This is a genomic window from Dyadobacter sp. BE31, from assembly GCF_031457695.1.
Taxonomy (GTDB): Bacteria; Bacteroidota; Bacteroidia; order Cytophagales; family Spirosomataceae; genus Dyadobacter.
On record NZ_JAVDXA010000001.1, the window covers coordinates 2,020,636 to 2,034,685 of the forward strand.

Here is a 14,050-nt window from a genome sequence, read left to right on the forward strand (position 1 = left end):
AGTTCATGTGGCTAGAAAAGCTCCGTCTTACCTACTTTAAAAGCTATGAGGAGAAGGCCTTCACTTTTGGAAAACATGTGAACTGTATCGTGGGCGAGAACGGCAGCGGCAAAACCAACCTGCTCGACGCGATCTATTTCCTCACGCTTACCAAGAGCGCATTTCACAACCAGGACGCGCTGGGTATCCGCCACACGGCTGATTTCTTCCTCATCGACGGCGTTTTCAACGAGCATGACAAGCACATTCAGATCACATGCAGCCTGCAACGCGGCCAACGCAAGGTTTTCATGGCCGATAAAAAGCATTATGACCGTCTGAGCGACCATATCGGCCTGTTCCCGGTGGTACTCATCGCCCCGGACGACACGGATCTCATTCGCGACGGCAGCGAGGAGCGCCGCCGTTTTTTCGACGGCGTACTCGGCCAGGCCGTACCCGGTTACCTCGGCGATTTCCTGCAATACAATAAGATACTCACCCAGCGGAACGGCCTTTTAAAGCTCTTCGCCGAAAGAAATTACCTCGACGAAGACCTGCTCGAAACCTACAATGAGCCGCTGATCGTCCTCTCGCAGCGCATTCACGAGCACCGCGCGACGTTCATGCAAAAATTCATCCCGCTGTTCTGCAAATACTACGAATTCCTCAGCAGCGGCCACGAAAAAGTGGATGTAATCTACGAAAGCGAAGTCGCCAGCTCCGATTTCCCTACCGAATTCCGCCGCAACCGCAGCCGCGACCTGCACGCACAACGCACAGGCAAAGGCGTGCATAAGGATGAATATGTATTCGAAATAGACGGGGTTACCCTCAAAAAATTCGGCTCGCAAGGCCAGCAGAAGTCCTTCCTCATCGCATTGAAACTCGCGCAATTCGAACTTTTAAAAGAAGAAAAAGGCAAAACGCCCATTTTGCTCCTGGACGACATTTTCGACAAACTCGACGACCGGCGGATTCACAAAATTATTGAGCTCATTGATACCGGTTTTTTAGCTCAGGTTTTCATCACCGACGCCCGGCCCGAGCGCTCGCAGCGCATTTTGGAGCATGTGAAGGCGGATGTGCGGTTTTTTGAGATTGAGAAGGTGTTGAAGGGATGATTTTCATTTTGGGTGAATTCGCCCTAAATGAAAATCCGCTAGCGGCACTAATGCCTTCTTCTCGCTGAATTTAGAATATTTATAACCATCACCTTCCTGTCGTGTACAATATAGAACAAGCTGTGATGTTTGCTAATGACAAGTTCGTGAACTGCCGGTATGTGATCGTGTTGTTTTCCGGCAAAAGAAAATTGTTCCAGAATCGCCAAACTAGCTTCTAGCTTAGCGGTAAATTTTTCTGCACTGGCCTCTCCCCAGGTATCGAATAGATAACCTACTATTTCAGAGAAGTTTTCCTTTGCTGGATCTGTCCATTCTATCTCGTAAGCCACGCCTTATTTCTTTAAAAACTTCCTCATTTGTGTAAAGAGGACCAGTTTTGGCTTCGCGTAGAGATCTGTTGAGTTGTTCGATTACTTCGGGAGAGTTGCGATAGGCACTATCATCATAGTCTTGCTGCTCTCTGAACACACGAAGGCAAGACAACAAATCCTCCATACGATCTGCGTCTATTTCGTTTATCAGGCGAATTGCCTCGGTTTTCATTTCTTGGTCAGACATAGCGAGCATTGTTTTGATTCAACACTAATCAAATTTACAAATTTAAAAACAACAAATCCAGGCCAAATTGACCTGGATTTTCAAGCGGTATGCATTAATAATCAACCGCATTAAACATATTTGGGATCCAGCTCCTTGGCTTGCGCCACGAATTCCTTCACCTTCTGTTCATCATCTTTTTTGCAGATCAGCAGCACGCCGTCGAATTCCGCGACAATGAAACCATCGAGGCCATTCACAACTACCAGCTTGTCTTTCGGCGTTTTGATGATAGAGTTCGTGGTATTATGCAGGATCAGGTTCCCGTCCGTAACGTTCAGGTTTTCATCCTTTTCCGAAACTTCATACATCGATTTCCACGTTCCCAGGTCCGACCAGCCAAAGCTTGCCAGTACGACATGCACATTGGCCGCCTTTTCCATAATGCCGTTGTCGATGGAAATGCTACCGCAGTGCTGGTAGGCGCGTTGAATGAACGAATCCTCCGAATCGAGGTAGTAATGTTCTACCCCGCCCTGGAAAATTTCAGCAATGTCAGGCTGGAACCGGGTCAGCGCCTTTTTAAATGCATTGACATTCCAGACGAAAATACCGGCATTCCACACAAAATCACCGCTGTCGAGGAACTGCAATGCTAGTTCCAGATGCGGCTTTTCGGTAAACGACTTCACTTTTTTGACAGTCAGCTTATCCGGGATATACTGGATATAGCCATAACCCGTGTCAGGACGGGTCGGCTGGATGCCCAGCGTAACCAAGATATCCTCGTTGCGGGTCGCTCCCAGCGCCACTTTGATCGTATCCTTGAAAACTTCTTCTTTCAGGATAATATGGTCCGCAGGTGCTACCACTACGTTCGCGTTCGGGTTGCGGGCTGCGATTTTGTAGCACGCGTAAGCGATGCACGGTGCGGTGTTCCGGCGATGCGGTTCCAGAAGGATCTGGTCGTCGGTGAGCTCGGGGATCTGCTGTTTGATCAGACCCTTGTACTCCTGACTGGTTACGATATAAATGTTCTCAATAGGGCAAACGCCGTCGAATCGATCGACCGTTTGCTGCAACAGCGTCCTTCCTGTGCCAAGCACATCATGGAATTGCTTCGGGAAATCCGTCCGGCTGAACGGCCAAAAACGGGTTCCTACGCCGCCTGCCATGATTATCACATAAGTATCCTGCATCTGTGTTGTGTAAGGTATGTTTGTTATAACGTTAAATAAAATCCCTCAAAACTAATGATAAAGAGTCAGTATGCTCAATCCGGTCATCGGAAAAGTCCCGGAAAGTTAGTTCATGGCCCAGATGGCCATCTTTCGCCAATGCATTAAATTTCTTTCACATCGTCGAATTATTTAGTTTCCGATGACCTGTATTTTTGTTTTATGAATACCTAAAGAATTAATTGGATATTATGTAAACAAAATCGAATTCTTAGTAACTTGTTACAGACATCAACCCACTAAGCAACCATGATCCGAACTTCTGCATCCCCCGGAAATCTGCCTCTCTTGTTTTTCTTATTGTTGTTTTGCCAACATTCTTTCGCGCAGATTAGTTTGACAGGCAAGGTCACCGAATCGGTTACCCAGGAACCACTCGCCGGCGTCAGCATTCGTATACAAGGTAAAGTAGCCGGCACGATTACAGACACAAAAGGTGAGTTTTCCCTGAGTACCACCTCCAATCCGCCATTTACTATCATTGTCAGTTCGGTCGGCTTTCAAACCCAGGAAATTGCCGTCACTGCCAGCATGTCGAACCTGGATATCAAAATGGTGGAACAGCCTGTGCTCGGCAAGGAAATAGTGGTTTCGGCCTCCCGTGTAGAGGAAAGTGTGATGAAATCGCCGGTAGCAGTCGAAAAACTCGACATACGGGGCATTCGCGACACGCCTGCCACCAATTTTTACGACGCCCTCGCGAACCTGAAAGGCATCGACATGACGACGCAGGGGGTTTTGTTTAAATCCGTCAATATGCGCGGCTTCGGTGCGACGGGTAACCCCCGTACCGTGCAGATGATCGACGGGATGGACAACCAGGCCCCGGGGCTTAATTTTCCGCTGGACAATATCATCGGCATGTCGGAGCTCGACGTAGAGAGCGTGGAGGTACTTCCCGGTGCGGCCTCGGCGCTGTACGGCCCCAATGCGGTAAACGGGTTGATATTAATGAACAGCAAAAGCCCATTCCTCTACCAGGGCCTGAGCGCGAACCTCAAAGGCGGTATCATGCATGAAAAGAATCGCTCGAAAGCCACTACCCCATTTGCAGAGGCTACTATTCGCTATGCAAAAGCATTCAATAACAAGTTCGCCTTCAAAGTAAACCTTTCGTACATCCAGGCGAAGGACTGGGAAGCCACCAATTACACCAACCTGAACGTGGGCGGTAATGCGGATCCTGGCCGCGGAAAAGGTACCGACCTGGATTACGACGGGACGAACGTGTACGGCGATGAAATCCAGACGAATATCAATGCGGTAGCGAAAGCGCTTGCTGCGTCTGGGCAAATTGCTCAAGATAAGGTAGGCCTTGTGCCCAATATTTTTGTCAGCCGCACCGGGATTCGCGAGCGGGACCTAGTGGATTACGATACCAAAAGTTTCAAGGCTAATGCCGCATTACATTATCGCCTGAACGAAAAGGTAGAGGCCATTGCACAAGTCAATTATGGCTATGGAACGACGGTTTATACCGGTACCGGCCGTTACTCATTGCGTGATTTTAACCTTACCCAGGCCAAACTAGAACTTCGCGGCGACAATTTTACCGTGCGGGCATACACCACACAGGAGCGTTCCGGCAAGTCGTACCTCGCAGGCCTCGCTGCGGTTTCGATGCTCGGCGAGATCAAACCAAATAATACCTGGTTCGGGCAGTACGTGGGCGCCTTCGTACAGGCGCGTGATGCGGGCGCGGCGGAGGCAGATGCACACATAGCCGCACGGCAGTTTGCCGACCAGGGGATGCCGCAACCGGGCAGCGCTGCTTTTAATCAGATGCTGGACAAATACCGGAATATGCCGATTGTGAACGGCGGGGGCGGTTTTGCGGATAAAACCAATATGTACCATGCGGAAGGTTTCTATAATTTCAAAAACCAGGTCCACTTCCTGGAACTGATCGCCGGAGCCAACTACCGCCTTTACACGCTCCGATCAGCCGGGACATTATTTTCCGATACCAAAGAAGGCCGCAACGGCACGATACCTATTAATGAATGGGGCGCATTCGTGCAAGCCGGCAAAAACCTGCTTTCCGACCATTTGAAACTGACCGGTTCGATCCGCTACGACAAAAACGAGAACTTCGACGGCCAGTTCACGCCCCGGGTATCGGCGGTGACAACATTGGGGGAGCACAACATCCGCCTTTCTTACCAAACCGGCTTCCGTATCCCCACCACGCAGAATCAGTACATCGACCTTCGGACGCCGTCTGGAACGCTGGTAGGCGGCTTGCCTGAGTTTGATTCACGTTATAACCTTTCGAGCGGCATTCTCCGGCAAAACCTTTCCGAGGCCGCAGTAACCGCCGTTGTGCAGAGTGACCCGTCGGTGATCCAAAGCGCACAACAATATGCTACCGTGGTAGTGACTCAACAGGCTACCGCAGCCATTACACAACAGGTTACCACGGCGGTGACGGCACAAGTAAATGCAGGAGTAGCCGCTGGAACCATTCCGAACGACCCGGCAGTGATTCAGGCTGCTATTAAGGCGGGGGTCAATCAAACGCTTCCGGGCGTACTGTCGGCGCAATTGCCGGGTATTCTCGCTACCCAGGTTCCGGCACTGGTGCCCGATCTGGCGAAGGCATACGCATTGGGGAAACTGCCTAAATACCAGCCGGTAAAACTGAAACCGGAGCGCATTGCCTCCTATGAGATTGGTTATAAAGGCATTATAGCGAAAAAGCTCTTTATCGATGCCTATTATTATATCAGCAAATACAAAAACCTCATTGGCGGAACGGTGATCGTTGTGCCGACGGCTGCTGCCGCGCCAGGCCTGCCTATCGAATCAGGCATTGGTGTGGGCAGCTATCAGGGATACGCGCGAACCGTGAATACAACCGAGACAATTACCACACGGGGCTTCGCGATCGGGCTGAATTATGCATTACCGAAAGGGTTCAACATCGGCGGTAATGTGGCGAACAATGAGTTGAAAGACTTTACTCCATCGCCTGAAGTGCAGTATTCGCAATTCAATACTCCTAAATACCGGTATAATGTGAGCCTTGGCCGCCGCATTACCAGCTCTAACACTTGGGGATTCAATGTCGTGTACCGTTACCAGCAGGCCTTTTTGTGGGAATCGAGCTTCGTCGTACCTACAACCACCGACGTGCCGGTATTCTCGAACACAAGGGTGCCGGCAATCAGCAACCTCGATGCGCAGGTTAGCTGGAAAGTGCCTGCGATCAAATCGATCATCAAGCTGGGCGGCACGAACCTGTTCGGGAAATCGTACTTCCAGTCATACGGCAGTCCAAACGTGGGCAGCACGTACTATGTGTCCATTATGTTTGATGAATTGCTGAACTGAGCGTTGCAGGGGCTATTTCTCGCCAAAAGCCAGGTCGCCGGCGTCGCCGAGGCCTGGCACTATATAATATTGTTCGTTCAGCTTCTGATCCACGGCACCGAGCCAGAGGCGGCATTGCGGGATTCTTTCTTGCAGATATTGAACGCCCTCGGGACTGGCGATCACGGAAGCAATATGGGTTTGTGAAGGAATGCCGAAGCGCAGCAATGCATGGTAAACCTTCTCCATGGAGCGGCCGGTTGCCAGCATCGGATCGATCATCACCAGGATTTTACCCGTCAGATCCGGGCTGGTAATGTAGTCCATCTCAACCGTAAATTCCTCCTCCGCATTGATATGATGCCCGCGGTAGGCCCCGATAAATGCATTATCGGCCTTATCGAAAATATTCAGAAAGCCCTGGTGGAACGGTAACCCGGCGCGCAGAATGGTAGCCAGCACGACGGGCTGCAACATCGACCGGCACGGTGCGGTACCGAGCGGCGTTTCTACTTTCTCCGTTTTGAAAGTGAGCGTTTTGGACATTTCATAAGCCAGCAGCTCTCCTACCCGTTCCATATTCCGGCGAAATCGCATCCGGTCTTTCTGACAATTTACGTCACGCAATTCGGCCAGATAATGATCTGCTATGGAAGGTTTTTGGGAAAGTAAAAACATGGGAGTGACAGTTTTTTAGACTACTCCATGCAAGATAATACAAATTCATTGACGTAATTTGGAACACCATTTCTAAAAATTACGTGCAAAAGCTCCAATTGCGGTCGTAGTAGATTTTTGTTGCCTATGTATCAAGGAATTATCCGGCTTTTTAAATTACTGTTTTTAACACTGGTATCCTCGGCTTACGTACACGCGCAAAGTGCTTTCGTTCCGCTAAACGACGACTATTATCATCTCATCGATCGTCTGGAAATCAAAAGGGGCAAATTTTCCGAAGGTTTTCACTTCAATGCCAAGCCGTTTGAACGTAAAGCCGTAGTTGCACTTACCGACTCCATATTAAAAGAAGGCACCGTTGACCTGACCGACCGCGACTGGGAAACGATCGATTACATGCGGGAGGACAGCTGGGAATGGACGAAGGGAATGATCTCCACCGATTCGACCAAATACAACAAGCTGGCGCGGTTGGGCTGGTTCAAATCGCCGCCGCCAGGACAGAAGCGCAAGTTTTTCAACCATCCTGCCGATCTGTACAGCATTCACAACAAGGACTTCGACCTGCATTTCAATTTTACTACCACCAATTTCATCGGAAAAGACAACAGCTACGACACCACGTCGCATCAGACGCTGTGGTTTACCGGTCGTGGAGTCGAGATCCGGGGCATGATCAATGATAAGCTAGGCTTTTATACATTCGTTTCCGATAACCAGGGCCGGTTCCCGCGCTATGTGAATGCATTTGCGCCGAAATACAGCTTCCCGGGCGAAGGCTTGGCAAAAGCGACGCGGAACCACGGCAACGATTTCCTTTCGGCCCGCGGCTACATTACTTTCCGTCCGCTGAAAGCCATCAATGTAAAATTCGGGCACGATTACAACACTTTCGGCAGTGGCTACCGCTCGCTGATCCTTTCCGACAACAGCAGCCCTTATTTGTTTTTAAGATTGGATACCCAGCTCGGCCGCTTCCATTATACCAACCTCTGGACCAGCATGATTGATGGCGCCGAGGATGGTTTCTCCGAGTTTTTAAGAAAAAAGAAATTCGCTGCTATCCACCATTTGAGTGTTAACCTGACAGACAAAATTAATTTTGGGGTGTTCGAAGCAGAAGTTTTCAACCGTGACTCGGTAGGCGGCGGTTATGACCTTAACTATTTGAACCCCATTATTTTCTACCGTTACGTAGAATCCTACATCGGTAGCCAGGACAACGCATTGCTCGGCTTCGACTTCCGCTGGCTCGTGGGCAAAACCGCTTCCATTTACAGTCAGTTTGTGCTCGATGAGTTTTTGACCAAATACCTTTTCAATGGCAGCGGCTCGTGGACTAACAAATACAGCTTCCAGCTCGGTGCCAAATATGTGGATGCATTTGGCATACCTAATCTCGACTTACAGGCAGAATACAACGTCGTGCGTCCCTACACGTACTCGCACAAGGACGGCGGGCGCAACTACATGCATTACGGGCAGGCGCTCGCGCACCCGCTGGGAGCCAATTTCCGGGAATATCTAGGCATTATACGCTACAAAGCCACGCCAAGGCTGTCGATTTACGGTACCGTTATGTCGGCCATGCAGGGTAAAGATCCCAGCAACGATCCTTCTCTCAATTATGGTGGTGATATTTCGAAGAGTTATGAAACGAGACGGCCAGGCGACGAAGGTAACCTGAACCAGAAAATCGGCCAGGGCATTAAAGCGACCACATTATTTACCGATTTACGCCTGTCGTATTCACTGGCCCACAATCTGTTCCTTGATGGCCGGTACCTGATGCGGAAAGTAACCTCACAGGACGCGAAGGTCGCCACCAACTCCAATATCTTTTCGATTGCCATCCGCTATAATATGGCCTACCGGCAACAAACCTACTGATTTTAATTTCTACTAAAATGGAAACTGACCCCCACGAACTCCGGAATCTTCTCAGGCTTGCATTGCTGGAAGATATCGGCGACGGAGACCATTCATCCCTCGCCAGCGTACCCGAAAATGCCACCAAGCGCGCGAAGCTGCTGGTGAAGCAGGACGGCGTGCTCGCGGGTGTGGAAGTGGCGCAGATTATCTTCGATGAAACCGCTAAATATTACGGTTACCCCCTTCCGAAAATTGATGTGTTACTTTTTGACGGTTCTGTCGTATCAACAGGAGACATTGTTTTTACGGTAGAAGGAAACGCCCGTCTGATCCTGAAAGCCGAACGGCTGGTGCTCAACATTATGCAGCGCATGAGCGGTATCGCCACTTATGCACGGCAGATGTCGGATTTGATCAAGGATTTGCCCGTAAAACTGCTCGATACCCGCAAAACGACCCCTAATTTCAGGCTGTTTGAAAAAATGGCGGTGAAAATCGGCGGCGCGGTGAACCACCGGATGGGTCTTTACGACATGATTATGTTGAAGGACAACCACGTGGATTACGCCGGCGGCATCGAAGCGGCCATTACCGGAGCTAACAAATACCTGAAAGAAACCGGCCGGAAGATGAAAATCGAGATCGAAACGCGGAACCTTGCAGAGGTTGACGAGGTATTGCGTGTTGGCCAGGTCGATATTATCATGCTCGACAACTTTTCGCTGGATAACCTGCGGGAAGCGGTGAAGCGGATCGGAGGGCGATACGAAACGGAGGCATCCGGCAACATTACCGAAAAAACATTACGCGCAGTGGCCGAAACCGGTGTGGATGGGATATCCAGCGGTGCGCTCACGCATCAGGCGCGGAGTCTGGATTTAAGTCTGAAAGCCTTCTAACCTTTTCATTCATATCAAAAGCGTATGCTGAGATCGATGAAAACCACATACGCTTTTGATCTTCAAGGGTTTCCTGCCGGCTATTCCCTGTGGGCAACTGCATTGCTCGGCATTTGCATTCCTTTTCTATCCTTTGCTCAGGAACCGCCCCGGCCTGATATCGACATCAACCAGTTCATCTCCGAACTCTTCCCTGTCCCGCCCGACGATTCGGAAGAACTTTACGAGGCACTTTTGCAGCTTTATACCAGTCCGCTCGACCTCAACACCGCCACACCCGACGATCTGGCTGCAACATTTATTTTAAGTGAAGAGCAGCTCCGCTCCTTTTTCGACTATCGCGCAAAAGCGGGCGCCTTGTTGTCGCTTTATGAGTTACAAGCCATTTCAGGGTTTGATATTTACACGATTCGAAGGCTGCTGCCATTTGTAACAATCAGCGCCCAAGCGGTTTCCATTCGGGATGCATTGAAAAATCCGGGACAGCATTTCCTAATGGTTCGTTCGGGTAAATTAATGGAGCGGCAGAAGGGCTTCGCACCGCCGGATTCCAACTCGAATGCGACTACGCGCTATCAGGGCCCCCCTTTCAATGGCTATCTCCGTTACCGCAATGCACGGAGCGGCGCGTATAGTTTTGGGATTACATTGGAAAAAGATGCTGGCGAAGAAATATGGCACTGGAATGCGCACAGGCAGATTTTTGGCATCGATTATACTTCTTTTCATGCACAAATCCGCAACCGGGGAAGGCTCAAAAACCTGATCATCGGCGATTTTCAAATGCAAGCCGGGCAGGGAATGATCACCGGTGCAGGATTTTCACTGGGCAAAGGCTCTGAGGTGATCCGAACTGTTTACAGAAGTACAACCGGTCTCAAACCTTACACCTCCGCTACCGAAGCCAACTTTTTCCGGGGCATTGCAGCCACTGTCGGCATTAGTGCGCGCACCGACGTCACCCTTTTGATCTCCAAAACCAAACGCGACGCCACCCAGGAGCCGGACAGCGTTCATTCCGGCATTACCACTTCCCTACCCGTCACCGGTTACCACCGCACCCCTTCGGAAATCGGAAAACACAATGTACTCCGCGAGCAGAATATCGGCTTGCATTTATTGCACAAGTTACCCTCTCAAACAGGGCAGATCGGGCTGGTAATGCTTCGCACGGGCTATAATTCATTTATCCAAAAGCGCGATTTGGCATACAACCGGTATGATTTTTCGGGAAAACAAAACCTGATCGCAGGCCTGCATGGTGATTACCGCTGGCAAAACATGCACTTTTTTGCCGAAACCGCCATGTCAAAAAGCGGCGGCACGGGCGCTATCGGCGGCCTCATTGCCAGCATTGGCAGGAAGGTCGATGTATCGGTAATGGCGCGACATTATGCCCGCCACTTTCATACATTTTATGGTAACCCTATCAGCGAAGCCACCCGGCCCATCAATGAGCGCGGCGCCTATGCCGGAATGCGCTGGTCGCCCTCGCGGAAATGGCAGTGGAGTGCCTATTTTGATTATTTCCGGTTCCCGTGGCTGAAATACCAGGTCGATAAACCATCCAACGGCTTCGATTATTTCCTGCATTTGCTCTGGAAACCTTCGAAGCGGTTGAATGCATATTGGCTATTTCACGAAAAGCATAAGCAGGTTAATGATCCTACGGCCGAGGACAATAATCCATCGCTTATCCGATCTATTAAACGGACAGCCATGTTCAATATCGATTACGAAATTCCGCTCCGATGCGCGTTTCGGACCCGGTTGCAATATGGCGGGTTGAAAAACGGGCATTCCAAAGGCTCAAACGGCTTCACGATCGTGCAGGACGTGACCTGGCATTTTTCCAGACTGGAAATCAGCGGTCACACAGCATTTTTCAAAACCGACGATTACGACAGCCGGCAATATGTGTATGAAAAAGATATGCTCTACGCATTCTCGATCCCGGCCTATTATAACACCGGTACCCGACATTATTTAATGCTGCGGTATACCATTACAAAACAGCTTAAAATATGGCTCCGATGGTCGCAAACGCGGTATTCGGACATTGAAAAGATCAGTTCAGGACTCAACGAAATTAACGGTAACAAGCGAAGCGAGGCAAAAGTACAGGTGATGTATCAGTTTTGAAGCCCTATTTTTGCACCGCGAAAGGAAATTCTTTTGAAGTAAATACCATTAATCAGTACACCATGTCCATTAACAAACTTGAAGCATTAAAGAAATATTTCGGATACGACTCCTTTCGCCCCCAGCAATCCGAAATCATCGACACCATCATGGCCAACCGCGATTGCATGGTGCTCATGCCCACAGGCGGTGGTAAATCGGTATGTTTCCAAATCCCGGCTGTGCTCCGGGAGGGACTTACCGTGGTAATTTCTCCGCTGATCGCCCTCATGAAAGATCAGGTAGAGGCGTTGCGCGGGAACGGCATTACCGCTGCTTTCCTTAATTCCACCATTTCAGGTGCCGAGCAGGACCAGATCATGTGGCAAATCAAGCTGGGGGAATTGAAACTGCTCTACATCGCGCCGGAAAGGCTTTTTGCCGGTAATACCTTCGATTTGCTGCGCGAATGGAATGTGCAGCTATTTGCCATCGATGAGTCGCACTGTATTTCGTCCTGGGGCCACGACTTCCGGCCGGAATACCGCCAACTGAACCTGCTGAAAGTTCGCTTCCCCGACGTCCCGATTGTAGCGCTCACCGCCACCGCCGACCGCGTCACACGCCGCGATATTCTGAAACAGCTGAATATCGAACACGCCGAAACCTTCATTTCCAGCTTCGACAGGCCCAATCTGAGCCTTAATGTGCTGCCGGGAAGAAAGCGTATCGAGCAAATCCAGCGTTTCATTAAGAAGCATGAAGGCCAGCCAGGCATTATTTACTGCCTAAGCCGGAAAGGTACCGAAACCGTGGCGGCCAGCTTGCAAAAAGCAGGCTTCCGCGTCGCGTACTACCACGCGGGCATGACGGGCGACAAGCGCTCGCAGGTGCAGGAGAATTTTTTGAGGGATGATATTCAAATCATCGTCGCCACGATCGCATTCGGAATGGGGATCGATAAATCGAATGTCCGCTGGGTGATCCATTATAACTTGCCGTCGAATGTGGAGAGCTTTTACCAGGAAATCGGGCGGGCGGGCCGTGATGGCGCCAGTGCGGACACGGTACTATTTTACAGCTACATGGATATCATCACCCGGCAGGATATGATCAACAATTCGGACCAGTCGGCAGAGCAAAAGGAGCTTTTGCATGCCAAACTGAACCGGATGAAGCAATATGCCGAAGCCGACATTTGCCGCCGGCGCATTCTATTGAGCTATTTCAACGAGCCTGTCGATCATGATTGCGGCAACTGCGACGTGTGCCGCAATCCGCGCACCCGCTTCGACGCGACCATTATCGCGCAAAAAGCGTTGTCGGGCATCGCCCGCACGGAGCAAAAGGTAGCCATGGGTATGCTCATCGACATTCTCCGCGGCAGCCGCAACCGGAATATCCTGCAACACGGCTATGAGCGGCTACCAACTTTCGGCGTCGGGCACGAGCTGCGGGGCGATGAATGGTCGGAATACCTGAGCCAAATGCTCAACTCCGGCGTGATGGACATTGCTTACGACGAGGCGCATTCATTTAAACTGAACCCGGTAAGCTGGCAGGTTTTGAAAGGCGAGCGGCAAATCGAACTCGTGAAGTTCATCCCGCTCGCCGAACGCAAAGCAAAAGAAGAGGAGCTGATACCGAAGGAAAAACCAAAGCAGGAAATCATCCGTGACGCCCTTTTCGAGCGCCTCCGCCAGCTTCGCAAGCAGCTGGCCGACACGCTGGGCGTGCCTCCCTACGTTGTTTTCAGCGACGCTTCCCTTTCCGAAATGGCCCAGAAAAAGCCTATTTCCGAAGCACAAATGAAAGCCGTCTCCGGGGTGGGGGCCGAAAAATTCAGGCGCTACGGAGAGGCATTCATCAACGAAATCCTCAATTTCGCAAGAGAAAATAATGCGCCCGGCACGCGCATTGTGAAAGGAATGACGTTCGTGGAAACCTATGATCTTTACAAGGAGGGCTATTCCGTCAAGGTGATTGCCGAAAAGCGCAACCTTAACCCGGTAACCATCATCTCGCATTTGGTAAAACTCAAAGAAGATGGCCACGGCGTTGATCTGAAATCACTCATCGAGCCCACGGCATACCAAACCATCGTCGCAGCAGCAGAAGAAATTCACATAGGAAAAAATGACCCGCTAAAACCCTTGTTCGAATTGCTGAACGAACGGTACGACTACGGACAAATCCGGCTGGCGCTGGCGGTTTGGGAAAGTGAGAGGCCTTTTCCATGAACGAGATTTGGGGGGAATCTGTTTACTCACTGTAATTTAGCCAACAT

The 14,050-nt window shown here is 50.4% G+C and carries 10 protein-coding genes; 6 read left to right on the forward strand and 4 right to left on the reverse strand.

Annotation, left to right across the window (positions count from 1 at the left end; genetic code table 11):
- The first annotated feature begins 5 nt into the window (after positions 1-5).
- Complete coding sequence (gene recF / locus J2Y43_RS08615) at positions 6-1,103, forward strand: DNA replication/repair protein RecF (protein ID WP_309992629.1); 1,098 nt, start codon at positions 6-8, stop codon at positions 1,101-1,103.
- Between the two features lie 47 nt (positions 1,104-1,150).
- Here recF and J2Y43_RS08620 read toward each other — a convergent pair whose 3' ends face one another.
- The 3 genes from J2Y43_RS08620 to J2Y43_RS08630 all read right to left on the reverse strand — a co-directional run bounded on the left by J2Y43_RS08620 (position 1,151) and on the right by J2Y43_RS08630 (position 2,842).
- Complete coding sequence (locus J2Y43_RS08620; RefSeq protein ID WP_309992627.1) at positions 1,151-1,435, reverse strand: type II toxin-antitoxin system RelE/ParE family toxin; 285 nt, start codon at positions 1,433-1,435, stop codon at positions 1,151-1,153.
- Positions 1,386-1,664, reverse strand: a complete 279-nt coding sequence (locus tag J2Y43_RS08625) for a hypothetical protein (RefSeq protein ID WP_309992625.1) — start codon at positions 1,662-1,664, stop codon at positions 1,386-1,388. The genes J2Y43_RS08620 and J2Y43_RS08625 overlap by 50 nt, the downstream gene beginning before the upstream one ends.
- A 110-nt stretch (positions 1,665-1,774) precedes the next feature.
- Positions 1,775-2,842, reverse strand: a complete 1,068-nt coding sequence (locus tag J2Y43_RS08630) for a sugar phosphate nucleotidyltransferase (protein ID WP_309992622.1) — start codon at positions 2,840-2,842, stop codon at positions 1,775-1,777.
- Between the two features lie 288 nt (positions 2,843-3,130).
- On the opposite strand from J2Y43_RS08630, the gene J2Y43_RS08635 reads away from it, so the two are divergent.
- Complete coding sequence (locus J2Y43_RS08635; RefSeq protein ID WP_309992619.1) at positions 3,131-6,214, forward strand: carboxypeptidase-like regulatory domain-containing protein; 3,084 nt, start codon at positions 3,131-3,133, stop codon at positions 6,212-6,214.
- A gap of 12 nt (positions 6,215-6,226) precedes the next feature.
- Here the strand turns inward: J2Y43_RS08635 and upp are convergent, their stop codons facing one another.
- Entirely contained in the window at positions 6,227-6,871 is a 645-nt protein-coding gene (gene upp, locus J2Y43_RS08640; protein WP_309992616.1) for a uracil phosphoribosyltransferase, read from the reverse strand.
- A gap of 126 nt (positions 6,872-6,997) precedes the next feature.
- On the opposite strand from upp, the gene J2Y43_RS08645 reads away from it, so the two are divergent.
- The 4 genes from J2Y43_RS08645 (at position 6,998) to recQ (ending at position 14,003) form a co-directional block, all read left to right on the forward strand.
- Positions 6,998-8,761, forward strand: coding sequence for a capsule assembly Wzi family protein (locus J2Y43_RS08645; RefSeq protein WP_309992613.1), 1,764 nt, complete (start codon positions 6,998-7,000; stop codon positions 8,759-8,761).
- Between the two features lie 17 nt (positions 8,762-8,778).
- Entirely contained in the window at positions 8,779-9,642 is an 864-nt protein-coding gene (gene nadC / locus J2Y43_RS08650; protein WP_309992611.1) for a carboxylating nicotinate-nucleotide diphosphorylase, read from the forward strand.
- Positions 9,643-9,678: 36 nt separating this feature from the next.
- Positions 9,679-11,784 carry a helix-hairpin-helix domain-containing protein gene (locus J2Y43_RS08655; RefSeq protein ID WP_309992609.1) on the forward strand — a complete coding sequence of 702 codons (2,106 nt, stop codon included), beginning with the start codon at positions 9,679-9,681 and terminating at the stop codon, positions 11,782-11,784.
- A gap of 62 nt (positions 11,785-11,846) precedes the next feature.
- Positions 11,847-14,003: a DNA helicase RecQ gene (gene recQ, locus J2Y43_RS08660; RefSeq protein WP_309992607.1), complete on the forward strand. Its 2,157-nt coding sequence runs from the start codon at positions 11,847-11,849 to the stop codon at positions 14,001-14,003.
- Positions 14,004-14,050: the final 47 nt, after the last annotated feature.